Origin of the sequence: Promicromonospora sp. NPDC057488, assembly GCF_042802395.1 — a bacterium.
GTDB lineage: Bacteria > Actinomycetota > Actinomycetes > Actinomycetales > Cellulomonadaceae > Promicromonospora.
Genome location: NZ_JBHVEG010000067.1, coordinates 13,512 through 31,382 on the forward strand (window position 1 = coordinate 13,512; position 17,871 = coordinate 31,382).

14 protein-coding genes are annotated in these 17,871 nt (G+C 71.5%); 10 read left to right on the forward strand and 4 right to left on the reverse strand.

Translation table 11 applies throughout. The features are described 5' to 3' along the window. Positions 1–24: 24 nt before the first annotated feature. Positions 25–1,578, reverse strand: a complete 1,554-nt coding sequence (locus ACFU5G_RS15315; protein WP_377246057.1) for an FAD-dependent monooxygenase — start codon at positions 1,576–1,578, stop codon at positions 25–27. Then, positions 1,526–2,233, reverse strand: a complete 708-nt coding sequence (locus ACFU5G_RS15320; protein WP_377246060.1) for a TetR/AcrR family transcriptional regulator — start codon at positions 2,231–2,233, stop codon at positions 1,526–1,528. Before ACFU5G_RS15320 ends, ACFU5G_RS15315 begins: the two co-directional genes overlap by 53 nt. Positions 2,234–2,384: 151 nt before the next feature. Between ACFU5G_RS15320 and ACFU5G_RS15325 the strand changes: the two genes are divergently transcribed. Continuing rightward, positions 2,385–2,999 (forward strand): TMEM175 family protein, encoded by a 615-nt coding sequence (locus ACFU5G_RS15325; RefSeq protein ID WP_377246063.1) that lies wholly within the window; start codon positions 2,385–2,387, stop codon positions 2,997–2,999. Positions 3,000–3,124: 125 nt separating this feature from the next. On the opposite strand, the gene ACFU5G_RS15330 is transcribed toward ACFU5G_RS15325, so the two are convergent. Then, complete coding sequence (locus ACFU5G_RS15330; RefSeq protein ID WP_377246066.1) at positions 3,125–6,079, reverse strand: tetratricopeptide repeat protein; 2,955 nt, start codon at positions 6,077–6,079, stop codon at positions 3,125–3,127. Between the two features lie 51 nt (positions 6,080–6,130). Then, positions 6,131–7,108, reverse strand: coding sequence for an alpha/beta fold hydrolase (locus tag ACFU5G_RS15335; RefSeq protein WP_377246069.1), 978 nt, complete (start codon positions 7,106–7,108; stop codon positions 6,131–6,133). A gap of 136 nt (positions 7,109–7,244) precedes the next feature. Between ACFU5G_RS15335 and ACFU5G_RS15340 the strand changes: the two genes are divergently transcribed. From ACFU5G_RS15340 to rpsD, 9 genes are all read left to right on the forward strand, one after another. Then, the gene (locus tag ACFU5G_RS15340) at positions 7,245–8,207 is read left to right on the forward strand and encodes an ATP-binding cassette domain-containing protein (protein WP_377246072.1); all 963 of its coding nucleotides are present in this window, start codon (positions 7,245–7,247) and stop codon (positions 8,205–8,207) included. Continuing rightward, positions 8,204–9,055 (forward strand): ABC transporter permease, encoded by an 852-nt coding sequence (locus tag ACFU5G_RS15345; RefSeq protein WP_377246075.1) that lies wholly within the window; start codon positions 8,204–8,206, stop codon positions 9,053–9,055. Before ACFU5G_RS15340 ends, ACFU5G_RS15345 begins: the two co-directional genes overlap by 4 nt. Before the next feature lie 128 nt (positions 9,056–9,183). Beyond that, positions 9,184–11,571 carry a hypothetical protein gene (locus ACFU5G_RS15350; protein ID WP_377246078.1) on the forward strand — a complete coding sequence of 796 codons (2,388 nt, stop codon included), beginning with the start codon at positions 9,184–9,186 and terminating at the stop codon, positions 11,569–11,571. 7 nt (positions 11,572–11,578) lie between these two features. Then, positions 11,579–12,304 (forward strand): hypothetical protein, encoded by a 726-nt coding sequence (locus ACFU5G_RS15355; RefSeq protein ID WP_377246081.1) that lies wholly within the window; start codon positions 11,579–11,581, stop codon positions 12,302–12,304. A 105-nt stretch (positions 12,305–12,409) separates the two neighbouring features. Further along, positions 12,410–13,594 (forward strand): AI-2E family transporter, encoded by a 1,185-nt coding sequence (locus ACFU5G_RS15360; protein ID WP_377246084.1) that lies wholly within the window; start codon positions 12,410–12,412, stop codon positions 13,592–13,594. A gap of 4 nt (positions 13,595–13,598) precedes the next feature. Next, a complete protein-coding gene (locus tag ACFU5G_RS15365) occupies positions 13,599–14,825 on the forward strand; it encodes an AI-2E family transporter (RefSeq protein WP_377246087.1) in 1,227 nt (408 codons plus the stop codon). 87 nt (positions 14,826–14,912) lie between these two features. After that, complete coding sequence (locus tag ACFU5G_RS15370; protein ID WP_377246090.1) at positions 14,913–15,590, forward strand: GNAT family N-acetyltransferase; 678 nt, start codon at positions 14,913–14,915, stop codon at positions 15,588–15,590. A 9-nt stretch (positions 15,591–15,599) separates the two neighbouring features. Beyond that, positions 15,600–17,006: a replication-associated recombination protein A gene (locus ACFU5G_RS15375; protein WP_377246093.1), complete on the forward strand. Its 1,407-nt coding sequence runs from the start codon at positions 15,600–15,602 to the stop codon at positions 17,004–17,006. Between the two features lie 199 nt (positions 17,007–17,205). Then, positions 17,206–17,832: a 30S ribosomal protein S4 gene (gene rpsD / locus ACFU5G_RS15380; protein ID WP_020015444.1), complete on the forward strand. Its 627-nt coding sequence runs from the start codon at positions 17,206–17,208 to the stop codon at positions 17,830–17,832. Positions 17,833–17,871: the final 39 nt, after the last annotated feature.

The window sequence follows — 17,871 nt, forward strand, 5'->3', positions numbered from 1 at the left end:
GTATCCGAATGCTGGATCGAGATGCTATTCCAGGTCAACGAAAGTCGCCGGGTGGATCAGTGTTCGCCGAATGGTGTCCGGGCCGAATTCGACCGAATACGTGGCGAGAAGATAACCGTCGGGGCGGATCAGCATCGCGGTGGTGCCGGTACCGCCGAGCCTGGCCGCATCGGCAGCGGGCACCGTCACCGTCCGCAGCGGGGCGCCGGCGTCCGGCCAGGAGATCTTTGGCGGCTCGCCGACGGCCAGCAGCGTGAAGTGCGGTCCGCGGAGGTGGTCGAACAGCCGTTGCGGGCCGTTGCGGGGGTCGGTCCACCGCAGGTCGGGCACGCGGTCGCCTGCTGCGAGGCCGCCTGTGCTTGCGCCTGTGCCTGTGTTTGGCACCGAGTCCACGGCCAGCGGGCCCCCGCGGTAGCTGAGGGCGAGCTGGCGTTCCTCGTCGCCCCGGGTCGTGGCCGCGAGCGGTCGGCCCTTCGTGTCGGCGTAGAGCTCGGTCGCCAGGCCGAGCACGCGCGCGGCGACCGGACGCCGTTCGGCCTCGTAGGTGTCGAGCAGGCCGTCCGGCGCGCCGGCGAGCACCTGGCCCAGCTTCCAGCCCAGGTTGTAGGAGTCCTGCACGCCGGTGTTGAGGCCCTGGGCGCCGGTGGGCGGGTGGACGTGCGCGGCGTCGCCGACGAGGAACACCCGGCCCTTCCGGTAGTGCTGGGCCAGGCGGGTGTTGGGTCGCCAGACCGAGTGCCAGCGCACGGCGTCGACACTGACCCGGCGCGTGCCGGCGTAGCCGCGGATCCGGCGTTCGACGGCCTCCCGGCCGGTGTCCGCGTCGTCGTCCGGGGTCAGCTTGACCATGAGCTGGAAGAGTCGCGCGTCCTCGCCGGGCAGCGGGCACAGCGCGAGGAAGCGCCGGGACGGCCAGACGTGCCAGCGCTTGCGGGAGAGTCCACGGATCAGCAGGTCGGCCACGATCATGCGGTCGCTCTCGTCCGTCGTGCCCTCGAACCCGATCCCGCAGGCGCGCCGCACCGCGCTCCCGCCGCCGTCCGCGCCGACGAGGTAGCGGGCGCGGATGTGCTCGGTGCCCCGCGGGGATTCGACGGTGGCCGTGACTCTGTCGTCGGCTCCGTCGTCGTGCTGGTCCAGCGTGGTCAGCCGGGTGCCGAGCTCGATGCGGCCGCCGAGGGCCTCGACCCGGCGCCGCAGGGCGGCGTCGGTGTCGTACTGCCCGACCAGCAGCGTGTTCGGGTAGGGGACCGCCTCGCTGGGTCGTCGCGGCGCGAACATGGTGCGGGGCAGCACGAGCGGCCCCAGGTGGACACCGAGCGCGGGGTACGAGCTGCTGTACCGGACGACGTCGTCCAGGACCCCGAGATCGTCGAAGACCTCCTGGGTCCGCGGCTGGATCCCCTTGGCCCGGGAGCCCGCGAACCCCTCGTCGGCAGCGCTGATGATGCGGACGCCGACGCCACGGCGCAGCAGGTCGGCGGCCAGGGTCAGCCCGGCGGGGCCGGCCCCGACGATCAGGACGTCAGCCGAAGATGCGGACCTGGAGTCCGTCGAGGACGATGTCGAGCCCGTCATCGAACCGGTCCTCGGTGAACTGTTCCCGCAGGCCGGCCATCGAGCGGATGCCGTCGAGCCCGTTGCTCAGCACCATGTCGCGCAGGTACTGGTCGACCTCGGGGTACCGTGCGTACGGTGTCAGGACACCGTGCGCCGGGTTCAGCGCGTAGCCGAGCACGAAGTTCTTGACCGTGCCGACGGCGAGCGTCACGTGCTCCCGTTCGAGCCGCGGCGTGATCCCAGGGTCGGTCAGGGCGCGCACATGGTCGTCCCAGCGGTTCAGCTGCGCGGGACCGGGCAGCGTTCCCGGCCGTCCCAGCGCGTGGGTGAACCAGGGGTGCGCGCGGTAGCTCTCCAGCGTGTCGGTGCCGATCGAGCGCAGCAGCTCCCGCCAGCCGGCGCCGACGGGAGCCTTCTGCTCCGCGAAGACCCGGTCGACCATGAGCTCGACGAGCTGTTCCTTCGTGTCGACGTACCAGTAGAGCGACATCGCCGTGATGCCCAGCTCGCGAGCGACCCGGCGCATCGAGACGTCGTCCAGGCCGTCCTGGTCGGCGACCGCGACCGCCGTGCTCGCCAGGTCGTCCTGGGTGAAGGCCTGCCCCCGTGCCGCTCGCGCCTTCCGCGTGGGCCGCAGCCACACGGACTCGTAGGTGTGCTCGACGGTCGACATAGCTGTCCACTCTAGTCAGCGGGTTCATCACGCGGTGTTCTCCAGCTCGTCGAGCATTGTTCTCATACGGTGTATGTCTAATGTAGCGCGGAACGCTACGGTTAGCCATACACCGTATGAGAACTGGTGCACTTCAACCGAGGACGTGTGCATGAGCAAGTCGGAAACGCCGCTCCGCGCCGAGCGGGTCAAGCTGTTCGGCGACGCCGTCGCCGCGATCGCGCTGACGCTGCTGATCCTGCCGCTGGTCGACCTGGTCCCCGAGGCCATCGAGAAGCACGAGCCCGCGGGGGAGGTGATCAGCACCAACCTGATGCCGTTCGGCAGCTTCCTGCTCAGCTTCTTCGTGATCTGGCGCATCTGGACCGTGCACCACCGGCTGTTCGACCGGGTCGAGGTGGTGGACGCGACCGTCGTCCGGCTCAACTCGCTGTGGCTGCTGTGCGTGGTGGTCCTGCCGTTCCCGGCCGAGCTCGTCGGCGCCTACGGGGCCGACCGGGTGGTCATCGCGCTCTACGTCGGGGTGCTCCTGGCGTGCAGCATGACGCTCGCGGCGATGGCGATCGTGCTGCGCCGGGCGAACCCGCCGGGTGCCGCCCCGGACCGCACGGCGCTGGAGCAGCTGCTCGGCAACGCCGTCTGCCTGGCGCTGGCCTTCCTCCTGGCCCTCGTCGTCCCGGGAGCGGGCTACTGGCCGCTCCTGCTGCTGCTCGTGGACGGTCCGGTGCTGGCACTCGTCCGCCGGAGGGGACGGGTGCAGGCATGACGGATCGCGATGTGTGCGGGAGGCCGTCATCGCGATGATCACATCTTCTGGGCGGCGGATAACTAGGGCGGGTTGTCTTTCGGTCGCCTTCTCAAGCGGACAACTCTGAGGTGTTTGTCGAGCCCTCAGAGTTCTCTTGCCCGCGATTCGAAGACCCGGGCCGACTCGCGGTCGCCCTGGCTGCGGCAGTCTGACGCGAGATCCTCCAAGAGGGCGCCGAGCGGGTCTCGCACCTCATATCGGTCGCGGTCATGGCATCGCTGCAGTACCTCGGCAGCGCGGAGCCGCACCGCAAAAGCGTCATCCGGGCGTCCGGCGTCAGCGAGCCAGGTGCCATAGGTGGACCAAATGCTGCCGAGGGATGACTCGTATCGCTTGGGATCGGTCCGTGCCAACCGCTCGTAGACCTGTAAGGCCCATTGAATGAGTAGCAAACGGTCTTCTGGCTGCCCGAACCGATTGAATCTGGTGCCGAGCTCCCATAGATCCCCAATGAGGTCAGGCTCGTGCTGGTTCGGACTTGATTTCGTCAGCCGTTGGTGGATGCGTACGGCCCGGTGTGCGTGTTGCATTGCCGCGATCGGTTGCCCCCGCTCCGCGAGCAGGAAGCCGAGCTTGGACAGGGCCGTGGCGAGGAACATCATTGACCGTTCTGGTTCGGGCGGGTTCGATTCCACCTCCCTGTTGCGAATCTCCACGGCCCGCTCGATCGCAGCCAGGCTCTCTCCAGGGCGGCGGAGTTGCCAGAAACACACGCTGAGGTTGTGGAGCGTCCGTGCCAGGTCTGGCTCGAAGCGGGCGGGGTTGGAACTCGACAGGCGTTCGAAGATTCGCAAGGCATGCTGTCCGTACAGCAGCGCCTCTTTCGTGCGTCCCAGGGCTGCGAGCTGAAGGCACAGATTGGACAACGATTTGCCTTGGCCAGGTTCAAACCGGTCCGGATTGAGTTGCACCAGCCGCTCTCGGAGCTGCACGGCTCGCTCCAGCACAGGCGCGGCTTCGTCCGGGCGCTGAAGGCTCCAGTAGCAGAGGCTGAGATTGTGCATCGCCCTGCCGAGCACGAACACGTACTGGTCAGGGTTCGAGACTGCGAGCGCTTCGTAGATCCGCACGGCGCGTTTGTTGTGCGGCAGCGCGTCCAGCGGGCGCTTGAGACGTGTGAGGTTGATGCCGAGATTCGACAATGATTCGGCGAGGCCCGCTTGGAACCGTTCGGGCGCTGTTTCCGCAAGCCGCTCGTGGATCGCGACAGCTCGCGCCGCAACGGGCAGGCTCTCTTGAGCGCGCCCCACCTCCCACAGTCTTCTGCTCAAGTAGGACAGTGACCCGGCAAGGTCTGGCTCGAACCTTTCCGGATCGGACTTCGCAAGGCGCTCGTAGACCGTCACCGCGCGCTGGGCAGGAGGTAGCGCATCACTCAAGCGGCCCAGATCTGTGAGGAAAATTGCTAGACCGGACAACGACGCAGCGAGTTGCTCGGCGTCCTTTCCGGCGGCCTCTAGCAGTTCGATATGTCGGCGGGCCAGGAACTCCGCGGTGGGTGCCATGCGCACTGAGGGCGACGGCACTACGCGGAGCGCCGCTCCGTGTACCCCTGGAGAATCCACGAGGCGCTCGGCCAGGTGGTCTGCGAGTGAACGAACCGCTTGTTGTTGGTCGTTGCTCCGGGCCGGGTCGGTGGCAGCCCGCGACAAGACGGTCATCGCCTGCACTACTTGCGCGGTGCGGAGGTTCTCGAGGAGTGCAATCGTGCGCCTGGAGGCGTATCGGTTCTCGGTCAGGCTGCGGACGATAAGGTGCTCGGCCAGTCGGTCCGGTGTGAGTGGTTCCACCCATCGCCCCGACTCGTCAGCCGATGGGTAGGTCTTACGAAGCCACCTTGCTGTCGCCACGGGGTCGGGCTGAACTTCTTCGGTGAACGTGTCGAGAACCCGCCGGACCAGTGCCACCGTCGTGGGTTCGTCCTTGGCTCCTAGCAGCGCAACGGCAGCGACAAGCACATGCCGCATCGCGACAGTGAGTCGGTCGGCGATGCCCGCTTCGGTGGCAGTCGCGGTCCAGTAGGTGTTGGCCTCGTGTCGGAGCACCTCGTCAAACACCAGCTCGAGGGTGACGTGTTCGACTTGAGGGAGGAGCGTGATGCGCGGCGGATCGCGGCGTTCCCGGCTGGTAAGGACCCCGATGAGAGCAGCGGCAGTCAGATCCAGGATCCGGGGCTCGTCGCCATCACCAGACAGTCGAACCTCAGGGGCTGCGATCCCGAACCGTCGGGCATAGGCGTCGGCTGCGGTATCCAGGATGGTCTGGGGGGCAGCGTCGATATGGGGGAGGTCTACGCCGCCATAGCCGGCGCTCAGTGCGGCACCAAGATTGCCTGGTACGGCGGTAAGGACGTCCCACCAGTTGCCGGCCGTCCGGGCCAGCAGCAGAACGCGGATCACCCCCTGATCGCCGAGTGCCTGTGTGAGTAGTTCGCGCAGCCCGTTTCGGTTCTCCGCGTAGTCGACGACGACCAGCACCGGCCGCTCTCGCACATGGTCTCGAAGCTCTTCGACTGCGTTGGCCTCCCGGCCCTGCTCTGCCGTCAGGAACAAGCACTCCCACCTCGGATCGAGCACCTGCAGGCGGCGTTGTACCTCATCCGCGAGGCGGGTCTTGCCGACCCCGCCGGGGCCAGTGATCAGCCTGAACGGCTCGCTGTTCTGCTTGCTGTCGGTGCACCAATCGAGCAGGCTGGTCAGCAGGGCCTCGCGACCGATGAACGGAACTATCTGCTCCTCATGATGAGGCGACAGCAGCGCAGCAAGGCCCGCAGGTGCGCGGGTGCGCAGTGTCTCAACCGCTTTGGCCAATACCTGTCGTCGAGTTCGTCGTTCAAGGACCAACCCGAGGGTGTGTTCTGCGATCAGACCCACAGCCAGGCCACCTACGGTCGCCAGGATGACTACCAGCGGCGGAGCGTCGTCGGGCACGAACTCGGCCGCGACAGTCCCGACGACTGCGGCAACGCTCAGGGATGCCAGGCCGAGGGCTGGCAGCGCCTCGCGGAGCCTGCTTGGGGTTCTCCTGGTCCATGGCATACCCGAAATGTACCGAGAGCCGAGGTGGCCTTGGTGGATCCTCCATGATGCTTACCAGCCGAGGACGCCCTGCCTCCTCTGCGCGAGGGCGAACTCGACCACGACGTCCGGGAAGCCCGGCACGAAGGCCCCGGGCCGCGGTTCGCCGTCCGCCTCGCCCGGCGCGGTCATCCGGTGGTCCCCGCCCGGCAGCACCGCCGTGCTCAGCAGCCCGGCCGCGGCCTCGCGCCCGCCTACCTCGCGCCCGCCCACCTCGCGCTCCAGCACCTCCACGCTGACGACCGAAGGCGTCACCGGATCGTCGCCCCCGAACGCGGCCAGCAGCGGGACGGACAGCGAGCGCAGCGCCGGCAGCGGGTCGTACGCACCGACCAGGACGAGGTGCGCCCATTCCTCGGTGGTGACCTCGGAGGAGATGCCCCAGACCCGCGCCAGGCCGTCCGCCTCGGCGGGGTGTGCCGCGAGCAGCGTGGTCAGGTCGGCGTGCGGAGCGCCGTCCCGCATCAGGTCGAGCACCTTGTCGGCCACCGCTACCGCGCTCGCGCGGTCACCCTCGGGAAGAGCCCGGACGGCGTTGCGCACCGAGTACCGCTCCTGCTCGATCACGCTGACGGCGGGCCCCGAGCTGGTCACCGCGAACGCCGGCCCCGGCAGAGCGTCGCGACCCGCGCGGCGGCACGCCTCCAGCACGACCCAGCCGCCCTGGCTGTGCCCGAAGGCCCCCGCGGGCACCCCGGGCACCCGCGCGCTCACGGCCGCGAGCCCGGCCAGGAGGTCGTCGGCCTGGTCCTCGATCCCGGCCGTCAGCCACGAGCCGGTCGACCCGCCGACACCGCGCTTGTCGAACGACGCGACCGCGACCCCGGAGGCGAGCAGCGCGCCGCGGACCGACGGGAAGTACACGTCGTTGTGCCGGTCGGACGGCCCGGACCCGGGGTGCATCACCAGCAGGGCGGCGGGGGCGTCGTCGGGCAGCCACAGGGTGCCGGAGAGCGTGACGGAACCCGAGGACGCGACGATCTCCACCATCCCGGCATCCTGACAGGACCGCCGGGCGGGCACAACGAAGACGGGTCGGGACGCCCGCCTCCGCCCCTCGGCGCGCCTCGCGTGCCCGGGCCTGCGACAGTGGTGGGGGTGGCCCTCGGGCGCGGGAGGAACGGGCATGCCAGAGCAGGCAGTCGTGGCCCGCGGCATCGAACGACACTTCGGTGACAAGCGGGCGGTGGCCGGCGTCGACCTCAGCGTCGAGGCGGGCGAGGTCTACGGGTTCCTCGGCCCCAACGGCGCCGGGAAGTCGACGCTGACCCGCGTGCTCTGCACGCTCCTGGCGCCCACCCGGGGCACGGCCCAGGTCGCCGGCCACGACGTGGTCGACGACGCCACCGCCGTCCGGCTGCGCATCGGGGTGGCGCTGCAGGAGGCGGCGCTCGACGACAAGCAGACCGGCCTGGAGCTGCTGCGCCTGCAGGGCCGGTTCTACGGGCTGACCACCCGGGAGACGGCGCAGCGGGTCGCGGAGCTGCGCGAGCTCATCGACATCGGCGACGCGCTCGACGACCGCGTGGCGACCTACTCCGGGGGCATGAAACGCCGCCTCGACGTGGCACTCGCGCTCGTGCACAACCCGCAGGTCCTGTTCCTCGACGAACCCACCACCGGGCTCGACCCGCTCAGCCGCGCGGCCGTCTGGGCGGAGATCCGCCGGCTGAACCGCGACCTCGGCATGACCGTCTTCCTGACCACCCAGTACCTCGAGGAGGCCGACGCCCTGGCCGGCCGCGTCGGCATCATCAACCACGGCCTGATCGTCGCCGAGGGCACCCCCGAGGAGCTCAAGCGCACGATCGGGACCGACGTCGTCGTCGTGGAGGTCACGGACCGGCCCGACGCGGCACGCTCCGCTCTGGCCGGCCTCGGCGGCATCCGGAGCATCGACGTCGAGGCCCACCGGCTCATGGTCTCCGTCGAGGACGGCGCCCGGGCCATCAGCCCGGTGGCGCTCGCGCTCGACCGCTCGGGCATCGGGGTGCGCGAGCTCGCCCTGCGGCGCCCCACGCTCGACGACGTCTTCTTCCGGGTCACGGGCGAGCGCATCGGTGACGACGAGGAGAAGGGCCGGCCATGACCACGGACCGGAGCACCGGCCGGAGCTCTGGCTGGAGCTCTGACCGGAGCACGCAGGACGTCCGGCAGCAGACCGTCAAGGGCCGCCCCGCCGGCTTCTGGCACGACCTCGCCTCCGTCGCGATCCGCGCCCTGCGGCAGATCCCCCGGGAGCCGGAGGCGATCATCCCCGCGCTCGTCATCCCGGTCTTCTTCTTCGTCGTCAACGTCGGCGCGCTGTCCGACGTCGCCTCGGTGGCCGGGATCGACGACTTCAAGGCGTTCCAGATCCCGGTCGCGATCGTCTTCGCGGTCACCGGCGTCTCCCGGGCGAGCGCGCTGGTCACGGACATCACCGGCGGCTACTTCGACCGGCTCCTGCTCGCGCCGATGCACCGCACCTCGCTCCTGCTGGGGCTGATGGTGGCCGACCTCGTCCTGGTGATCGCGCTGTCGGTCCCCGTGCTCGCGCTCGGCTTCGCCCTGGGCGTGCGGTTCGCCACGGGGGTGGCCGGCGTCGTGGCGTTCCTGCTGCTGGCCGGGTTCTGGGGCCTCGCCTTCACCGGGTTCCCGTACGCCATCGCGCTCCGCACCGGGAACCCCGCCGCCGTCAGCTCCAGCTTCCTGCTGTTCTTCCCGTTCGCGTTCCTGACCACGTCGTTCCTCCCGCTGGACGCCCTGACCGGGTGGCTGGCCACCATCGCGGTCTACAACCCCGTCACGTACCTGCTCGCGGCCCTGCGGTCGCTGATCATGGACGGCTGGGACGGCACCGCCCTCTGGCAGGGTGCAGCGTCGATCGCCGCCGTCGCGCTGGTCAGCTTCACCGTCGCCTTCCGGGCCCTGGCGGGGCGGACGTCGCGTGCCTGAGCGGGCCGGCCCCGCATCTCCCAGGAGATGACCCGGGTGATTGCCGCCGCCGGGGCGATCAGCGCCGCCCGGCGACCCCTCTCCTCCTGTAGCGGCCGCGTCCGCGGTCGGGGAAGAGGGCAGAACCCATGGACAACGACTGCGGCTGCGGCAACGACGCCCGGGCCGCGTACGACTCGCACCACGGCGGGCACCACGGCGGGCACCACGGCGGGCACCACGGTGGTCACCACAGTGGCCACGGTGCGCCGCTCGAGTTCGACGCCGACGGCCAGCTCGTCGTCGGCCCCGTCATCCGGCCGGACCTGTTCACCCGGCCGTGCCCCATCGGAACCCTGGACGGTTCGTGGCTGCTCGAGCTGGAGCGCCGCACCGTGTTCAGCCCCGAGGTGCGCGGCGCGATGCGCATCGAGGTCGGGGCCTCGTCGCTGCGCGTCTCGGGCGACATGTACTCCCGCCGGGTCTTCCCGCCGGTCCTCGAGCCGCGCCTGCCGATCCCGAGCCCGTTCCCGATCCCCGACCCCGGACCCCTCGCCGGTGGCCCGGGTGCCGCCGTCGGCGGCACACCGGGCGGTGGCGCCGGCGGTCCGGACGCACCGGGGGGCGCGCAAGGAGACGCACAGGGGATCGACCCGGGGATTCTGGGCGAGATCCCGTCGCTGAGCTTCCGCTGGTACCCCGCCTTCCCCGCCTCGGAGTACTCCTGGTACTTCCGCTCGAACGGCGCCACCTACTCCGGCGGCACGCTGACCGTGCAGATCGTTCGGCACCTGTGGAACCGGACCACGCAGGAGTTCGTCTCGACCGACACGGGCACGCTCACCCTGAGCTGCCGGCGCCCGCTGGTCGTGACGACGGCGTCCAGGTTCCTCGGCCCGTCGGACCGGATGACGGGCACGCTGTCGATCGGCGGCACCGTCACGAACGTCACCGCGCGCAAGACCTCACCGATGTACCGCGGCTGCCGCATCGAGGTCGACGCCATGGTCAACCGCGTCTTCCCGGCGTCCGCCACCATCGGCTCGGGCGCGACCGCCACGGTGCGCTCCGTCTACGCGACCGCCGGCTGGGACGTCACCGTCGTCACCGACGAGATCAACGTGCCGAACGACAACGACCTCACCAACGCCGAGCTCGCGACCCTCATGACAGGCCACCGCCAGACCGTCCCCGGCGAGGGGTGGCGGCTGTGGCTGTTCGTCGGCTCCTCCCAGGGCGGCCTGTTCGGGATCATGTTCGACGACGACACCGTGCCCCGCGAGGGCGCCGCCGGGTTCGCCGACGTACGGCTCGGCAACGACGCCTTCATCGCGGCGGCGGCGCGCGGCCGGCCGCTCGACGAGGTGCCCGCCGCGTTCCTGCGCACGCTCGTCCACGAGGCCGGGCACGCGTTCAACCTCTGGCACCCGAAGCACGACGTCCACAACCCGGGCATCGGCATCGAGATCATGAACCAGACCGGCGACGTCATGGGCTTCGCCACCGCCGCCAACCCCTACCCGAACAACGCCGCGTTCGTGTTCTCGGACCACGACCGCACCTCCCTGATCCACTCGCCCGACCCGCAGGTGCGGCCCGGCTGGAAGAACTTCGGCTGGGGACACGGCAACCTGTCGGCCGGGCTGCCCGCACCGGTCGACGTCGCCGGGCTCGGCGGCGACACGGGCGACGACGGGCTCGAGCTCACGATCACCCTGCCCGCCCAGGCGTACGTGGGGGAGTACGTCACCGCCGAGGTCGCGCTCACCAACATCGCCGACCAGCCACGCACCGTCACCACGCTGATCAACCTGTCCGAGGGCGACCTCGTGTTCCTGCACACGCCGCCCGACCGCACGTTGCAGCACCTGGTCGACGTCGCCGTCGGCTGCGGCCCGCGCCCCACGACCGTGCTGCAGCCGGGGGAGTCGGTACGCAACCATGTCCAGGTGTTCTTCACCAACCAGGGCGTCACGTTCACCGAACCCGGTCGCCACACCGTCGCCGCGCAGCTCGAGGTGGACCCGCTGACCACCGTGCGCTCCGCGCCCGTCACGGTCGACGTCCGCGGCCCGGCCTCCGACGCCGAGGTCGACATCAGCGCCAAGACGCTGACCCCAGGCGTCGGGCGGGCCATGGCCCTGGGCGACTTCGCCACGGACGACTCCGCCCGGGCCGTGCTCACCGAGCTCGCCGAGCAGCACAGCGACACCGACACCGGCGCGGCCGGGGCCCTCGTCCTGGCGAACGCGCTCACCCGCCCGTTCTCCGACGTCCGCGCCCAGGACGTCCGGGCGGCGGCCCCGGACGACGCGGCGCACTTCCTCGACCTGGCGCTCACGGGCCGCTCGGCCGAACGCGCGACGGCGCTCGCGGTCACCGTCGCGAGCCCGACCGAGAAGAACGCCCCGGTGGTGGCCGACACGATCGCGGCGCTCAAGTCGCGCGCGAAGGGCGGCGCGCGGTCGGCCGCGGGCAAGGACGTCGCGGCCGCGCAGCGCATCGCGGCGGACTTCGTCGAGCCGCAGGCGCGATGAGGGCGCGATGAGCACGCAAGAGACGGCGGGCGGGCTGGAGCTGCGGCTCCGGCCCGCCGCTGACTCCCTGCCGCTCGACCACATCGCGTTCGCCGACGTCGAGCTGGTCGCCACCGGCGGCCCGGCCACCGTCAGCGCCCGGCTGAACCTCGTCGAGGGCGACCTCGAGATCCTGGTCGCGGGCGCCGGGGGCACCCCCGTGCCCGCCACGTGGCCGTGGCCCGCCGACTCGGCGCCGAGGTCCGTCGACCTGCCCGCGGGCGGGCGCCTGATCGCCTCGGTGCCACTGCTGACGTCGGGGAGCGCACCCCTGTTCCCCGCGCCCGGCAGGTACGAGCTGACGGCCCGGTTCGCGGCGCGCCGGGGCGAGAGCGTCGAGTCGCCTCCCGTCGCGCTCGTCCGCACGGCACCCGACGACGCCGTGCTCGCCGGCCTGCTCGGCGACCGCGACGTGCTGCAGTCCGTGCTCGGCGCCGGCGTGCTCGGCGCCGCGGCCCTGTCGCTGGAGCTGCTCGCGGCGTCGTCCGACGCCGGCACCGCGACCGCCGCGAACCTCGCCCTCGGCCGCACGGGTGTCCTCGCCGACGCGGCGGGCGACCCGGCTGTGGCGCGCGCCGTCGCCGCCCTGCTGCCGCCGGGCGCCACCGGGCAGGACGAGCGGCGCGACGCGGTCGTCGCCCAGGCCGCCCCGCGCGACGTCGCGGCGCTCACCGGACGGCCGCTGGCCGGATGACCGGCGCCGTCGTACCGCCCGTCGGGCGGGAGTTGTCGGGAGGAGCGGGCCGCCGCTAGGGTCCGCCCTGGACAATTCGCCCATAACAAAATCGGGAGCATGGCGATGACGGCTGAAGCGCCGACGGTAGCGCCTACGACGGCGGCTGAGCCGCCCACCACCCCGCAGGACCCGGCACCGGAACAGGCCGCCGCACGAGCCGTACCCCAGAGCGTGCCCACGACCTTCGGCGCCCCGTGGATCCGCTCCGCGGGCGAGGTGGCCTGGAAGCTGGTCGGGATCGTGGCCGCCGTCGCGATCGTCTTCTACGTGGTCGGCCTGATCCAGGTCGTGTTCGTCGCCCTGTTCCTGGCGCTCGTCTTCACCACCGTGCTCCTGCCGCTGGGCGACTTCTACGACCGGGTCATGCCGCGCGGCCTGGCCATGGCGGCGTCCCTGCTGACGGCGGTGCTCGCCGTCGGCGCGCTCGTGACGTACGTGGTCTCGTCCGTGGTGAGCAAGTGGGAGGACCTCGCCGCCGAGTTCGCCACCGGCCTGACCGACCTGGCCGAGCTGCTCACCGGCATCCCGATGCTGGCCGGCCTCGGCGGCCCGCAGGACTGGCTGGAGGACGGCGGCGCCTGGCTCCAGTCCCACGCGGGCGACTACGCGGGCACGGCCGCCCAGAGCGCCGGGTCGATCGCGGAGGGTGCGACCGCCGTCGTGCTCGCGATCTTCTGCACGGTGTTCTTCCTGACCCAGGGCGCCCGCATGTGGCGCTGGGCGCTGGACTTCGTGCCCGCCGACCGGCACGACCGCTGGGAGGCCGCGGCCGCCGCGGGCTGGAACTCGTTCGCCGGCTTCACCCGGGGCATGTTCTTCGTCGCGCTGTCCGACGGCATCCTGGCCGGGATCTTCCTGTCCGTCGTCGGCGTGCCGCTCGCCCTGCCCCTGTCCGTCGTGGTGTTCCTCGGCGCGTTCATCCCCATGATCGGCCCCGTCGCCGCCATCGTGATCAGCGTGCTCGTCGCGCTGGCCGCCAAGGGCCCGGTGCTGGCGCTGGTCGTGCTCATCGGCATGGTCGTCGTCGCGCAGATCGACGCCAACGTGCTCCAGCCGCTGATCACCGGCAAGCAGGTCTCGCTGCACCCGGTCGTCATGGCGCTCGTGGTGGCCGCCGGCTCCGTGCTCGGCGGCCTGCTGGGCGCCGTCGTGGCCGTCCCGCTCACCGCGGTGGCCTGGGCCGTGTTCTGCACGCTGCGCCGGACGGCGCCGGCACCCGGCGCGCCGGCCGTGGATGGGGCAGACTGACTCGGTGCCTGACCCCGCACCACGACCAGCCCCACGGCCCGATGTGACGCAGCCCGGCGTCCCGCACCGGGACCCGGTGCAGCGCGACACCGGGCAGCGCGACACGGTGCAGCGCGACTCCGCGCCGCCGCCGTGGCTGCGCACCTCCGCGGGCTGGTCGTGGCGCCTGATCCTCGTCGTCGCCGGCGTCGCCCTGGTCTTCTGGGCGGTCACCCAGGTGCTGATCGTGTTCGTCGCGGTCTTCCTGGCGCTCGTCTTCACCGCCGTGCTCAACCCGCTCACCGACCTCTACGACCGGGTGATGCCCCGGGCCCTGGCCACCGCCGCGGCCATCCTGTCCGGCATCCTCGTGGTCGGCGGCCTCGTGACGTACGTCGTCGTCTCGGTCGCCGGCCAGTGGGAACGGCTCGCGGGGGAGTTCAACACCGGCATCGACCAGATCGTCGGCCTCATCGAGAACAACAGGTTCCCGTTCGACGTCGAGCTCGACCGGCGCGACCAGTGGATCGACGACGCCGCCAACTGGATCCAGGAGAACTCCCAGACCCTCGTGAGCCGCGCCGCCGAGAGCGCCGGCTCGATCGTCGAGGGCATCGCCGTCCTCGCCCTCGCGATCTTCTGCACCGTCTTCTTCCTCGCGTCCGGCGGCGCCATGTGGCGCTGGTTCATGCAGCAGGTCCCCGCCCGGACCCGCGGCCGCTGGAACGACGCCGCCGGCGCGGGCTGGTACACCTTCTCCGGCTACACGCGCGGCACCGTGCTCGTCGCGATCACCAACGGCATCCTCGCCGGGATCTTCCTCTCGATCCTCGGCGTGCCGCTCTCCGCGCCGCTCGCGGTGCTGGTCTTCATCGGCACGTTCATCCCGCTGATCGGCGCGCCCCTGGCCATGATCATCGCCGCCGTCGTGGCGCTGGCGGCCGACGGGCTGCTGACGGCCCTGATCGTCACGCTCGGCATCGCCGGCATCGGCCAGCTCGAGGGGCACGTGCTGCAGCCGCTCATCATGGGCAAGCAGGTCTCGCTGCACCCCGTCGTCGTCGCCCTGGGCGTCACCTGCGGCACGGTGGTCGGCGGCATCCTGGGCGCGATCGTCGCCGTGCCGCTGATCGCCGTGGCCTGGGCGGTCTACAGCACCCTGCGCAAACCCGCCGAGGACGCCGCCGGGGCGGCGGGGAGCACCCCGGGCGACGCGCCCCACGACTCGGACGACGACGTCGGCGAGGCGTGACCGACGTCACGCGCCCGACCCCCGCGAGGTCGGGCCCGGATCTGTAAACCTGCAGGTGGGGGCCTATTTCTGTGGCACCATCGAGGGATGGAACCGTTCGTCCTGGCCACGGAGCACGTCCGCCTGTCCGTCCCCACGTACGCGGACGTCGACGCGATCGCCGCGGCCTGCCAGGACCCGGCGGTGGCCGAGTGGACGGTGGTACCCGTCCCGTACGAGCGGCGGCACGCCGAGAGCTTCGTGCGATACCACGTGGCCGAGGGCTGGGCGAAGGGCTCCGTCTACACGTGGGCGGTGCGCGCCCCCGGCGACGCCGACGGGCCGCTGATCGGCATGGTCGGCCTCACCAACGAGGGCACCCCGGCCGAGGAGCGCGCGGGGGAGCTCGGCTTCTGGATGACGCCGGACGCGCGCGGCAGAGGGTTGTGCACCGAGGCGTCGCGGCTGGTGGTCGACTGGGCGCTGGACCCCGACGGCCTCGGCCTGTCCGTGGTGAGCTGGGTCGCCTACGTGGGCAACTGGGCCTCCCGCCGCGTCGCCTGGCGTCTCGGCTTCCAGGTCGAGGCCACCCTGCGCCGGCACGGGCTGCAGCGCGGGGTGCGGCGGGACGCCTGGGTCGGCACGATCCTGCCCGAGGACCCCCGCGAGCCCAACGAGCCGTGGCCGGACCACGCGCCCGACCGTGCGCCTGCGCATGCGCCTGGCGGTGTGCCTGCGCAGCACGTCGGCGTCGGCGAGCACGTGGGTGTCAGTGAGCATCCGTAGGCTGGGGCGGTGTTCGACGACCTCTTCAGTACGGCGACGACCGACACCGCGGGTACCCCGACCGCGCGGGCGTCGTCGCCCCTCGCCGTGCGCATGCGCCCGGCCTCGATCGACGAGATAGCGGGGCAGGGGCACCTGCTCGTGCCCGGCTCGCCGCTGCGCCGGCTCATCGAGCCCGGCGGGGGCGGCCGCGCCGCACCGTCGTCCGTCATCCTCTGGGGGCCGCCCGGCACGGGCAAGACCACGCTCGCCTACCTGGTGGCCACCGTCTCGGGGCGCCGCTTCGTGGAGCTCAGCGCCGTCACCGCCGGCGTGAAGGACGTGCGCCAGGTCATCGAGGACGCCCGGCGCCGGCTCGCCACCGGCGGTGACGAGACCGTGCTGTTCGTCGACGAGGTGCACCGCTTCTCCAAGTCCCAGCAGGACGCCCTGCTGCCGAGCGTCGAGAACCGCTGGGTCACCCTCGTGGCCGCCACCACCGAGAACCCCAGCTTCTCCGTCAACTCCCCGCTGCTGTCGCGCTCCCTGCTGCTCACGCTCAAGCCCCTGGAGACCGACGACGTGCGCGGGCTCGTGCAGCGGGCCGTCACCGACGAGCGCGGGCTGGACGGGTCGGTCGAGCTCGGCGAGGACGCCACCGAGCACCTGCTGCGGCTCGCCGGCGGCGACGCCCGCAAGGCGCTCACGATCCTGGAGGCCGCCGCGGGCGCCGTCCTGTCCGACGACGACCCCGTGACCGGCGAGGACGGCACCACCCCGCTGATCGGGCTGGCCGACGTCGAGCGCGCCGTCGACGTCGCCGCCGTGCGCTACGACCGCGACGGCGACCAGCACTACGACGTCATCTCCGCCTTCATCAAGTCCATCCGCGGGTCCGACGTCGACGCCGCGCTGCACTACCTGGCCCGCATGGTCGCCGCGGGGGAGGACCCGCGGTTCATCGCGCGGCGCCTGGTCATCTCCGCGGCCGAGGACGTCGGCATGGCCGACCCCTCCGCCCTGCAGACCGCCGTCGCCGCCGCGCAGGCGGTCCAGCTCATCGGCATGCCCGAGGGCCGCATCGTGCTGGCCGAGGCCGTGGTGCACCTGGCCACGGCCCCCAAGTCGAACGCCGCCTACCTCGGCGTGGACGCCGCCCTGGCGGACGTGCGGGCCGGCAAGGTGGGCACGGTGCCGCCGCACCTGCGCGACGCGCACTACTCCGGCGCCAAGCAGATGGGGCACGGCGACGGGTACCGGTACGCGCACGACTGGCCGCACGGCGTCGCGCCGCAGCAGTACCTGCCCGACGTGCTCGCCGGCTCGCGCTACTACGACCCGAGCGACCGCGGGTACGAGCGGCAGGTGGCGGAGCGCCTCGAACGTATCCGAGGCATCCTGGGGAGCGACGGCGGCAGCGGCGGCGCCGGGAAGTGAGCAGCCCCACGGCGAGCCGGAACGCCGACGTGCGGTAAGATCTTCAGGTTGCCCATGGCAACGCCCTGGGACCTCGGCCCCGCGAGCACGGTGCTCACGCACCCGCTCCATCGGCTGGTCCCGCACCCGGTGTGTTCCCCCTTCGTGGGGGAGCCGTGTCCGGGTGTGACCTTCAATATCTACAGGACAGGACATCACAGTGACTTCTGTGACCCGTGCGCGCCGTCAGGTGCGCCTGAGCCGCAAGCTGGGCCTCGCGCTCACGCCCAAGGCCGTCAAGCACTTCGAGAAGCGTCCGTACCCGCCCGGCGAGCACGGTCGTGCCCGTCGTCGCACCGAGTCGGACTACGCGGTGCGTCTGCGCGAGAAGCAGCGTCTGCGCGCGCAGTACATGCTCCGCGAGAAGCAGCTTCTCAAGGTGTACGAGAACGCCCGCAAGCAGGCCGGCCTGACCGGTGAGGTCATGGTCGAGGACCTGGAGACCCGTCTGGACTCCGTGGTGCTGCGTGCCGGCTTCGGCCGCACCATCCTGCAGGCCCGCCAGCACGTGACCCACCGTCACATCCTGGTGGACGGCAAGATCGTGGACCGCCCGTCGTTCCGCGTGAAGCCGGGGCAGACCATCCAGGTCAAGCCGAAGAGCCAGACCACGGTGCCGTTCCAGGTCGCCGCCGCGGGCGCGCACCGCGACGTGCTGCCGGCCCTCCCGGGCTACCTGGACGTCCAGCTCGAGAAGCTGACCGCCACGCTGACCCGTCAGCCGAAGCGCGCCGAGGTCCCCGTGACCTGCGACGTGCAGATGGTCGTCGAGTTCTACGCTCGCTGATCTCGTTCAGCAGTACCGGACGGCCCCGTCCGCGCCTGT

What these genes read in the sequence shown, in the direction of transcription:
- ACFU5G_RS15315 (WP_377246057.1), bottom strand. Translation starts at nt 1,578, where the DNA reads ATGACGGGCTCGACATCGTCCTCGACGGACTCCAGGTCCGCATCTTCG.
- ACFU5G_RS15320 (WP_377246060.1), bottom strand. Translation starts at nt 2,233, where the DNA reads ATGTCGACCGTCGAGCACACCTACGAGTCCGTGTGGCTGCGGCCCACG.
- ACFU5G_RS15325 (WP_377246063.1), top strand. Translation starts at nt 2,385, where the DNA reads ATGAGCAAGTCGGAAACGCCGCTCCGCGCCGAGCGGGTCAAGCTGTTC.
- ACFU5G_RS15330 (WP_377246066.1), bottom strand. Translation starts at nt 6,079, where the DNA reads ATGCCATGGACCAGGAGAACCCCAAGCAGGCTCCGCGAGGCGCTGCCA.
- ACFU5G_RS15335 (WP_377246069.1), bottom strand. Translation starts at nt 7,108, where the DNA reads ATGGTGGAGATCGTCGCGTCCTCGGGTTCCGTCACGCTCTCCGGCACC.
- ACFU5G_RS15340 (WP_377246072.1), top strand. Translation starts at nt 7,245, where the DNA reads ATGCCAGAGCAGGCAGTCGTGGCCCGCGGCATCGAACGACACTTCGGT.
- ACFU5G_RS15345 (WP_377246075.1), top strand. Translation starts at nt 8,204, where the DNA reads ATGACCACGGACCGGAGCACCGGCCGGAGCTCTGGCTGGAGCTCTGAC.
- ACFU5G_RS15350 (WP_377246078.1), top strand. Translation starts at nt 9,184, where the DNA reads ATGGACAACGACTGCGGCTGCGGCAACGACGCCCGGGCCGCGTACGAC.
- ACFU5G_RS15355 (WP_377246081.1), top strand. Translation starts at nt 11,579, where the DNA reads ATGAGCACGCAAGAGACGGCGGGCGGGCTGGAGCTGCGGCTCCGGCCC.
- ACFU5G_RS15360 (WP_377246084.1), top strand. Translation starts at nt 12,410, where the DNA reads ATGACGGCTGAAGCGCCGACGGTAGCGCCTACGACGGCGGCTGAGCCG.
- ACFU5G_RS15370 (WP_377246090.1), top strand. Translation starts at nt 14,913, where the DNA reads ATGGAACCGTTCGTCCTGGCCACGGAGCACGTCCGCCTGTCCGTCCCC.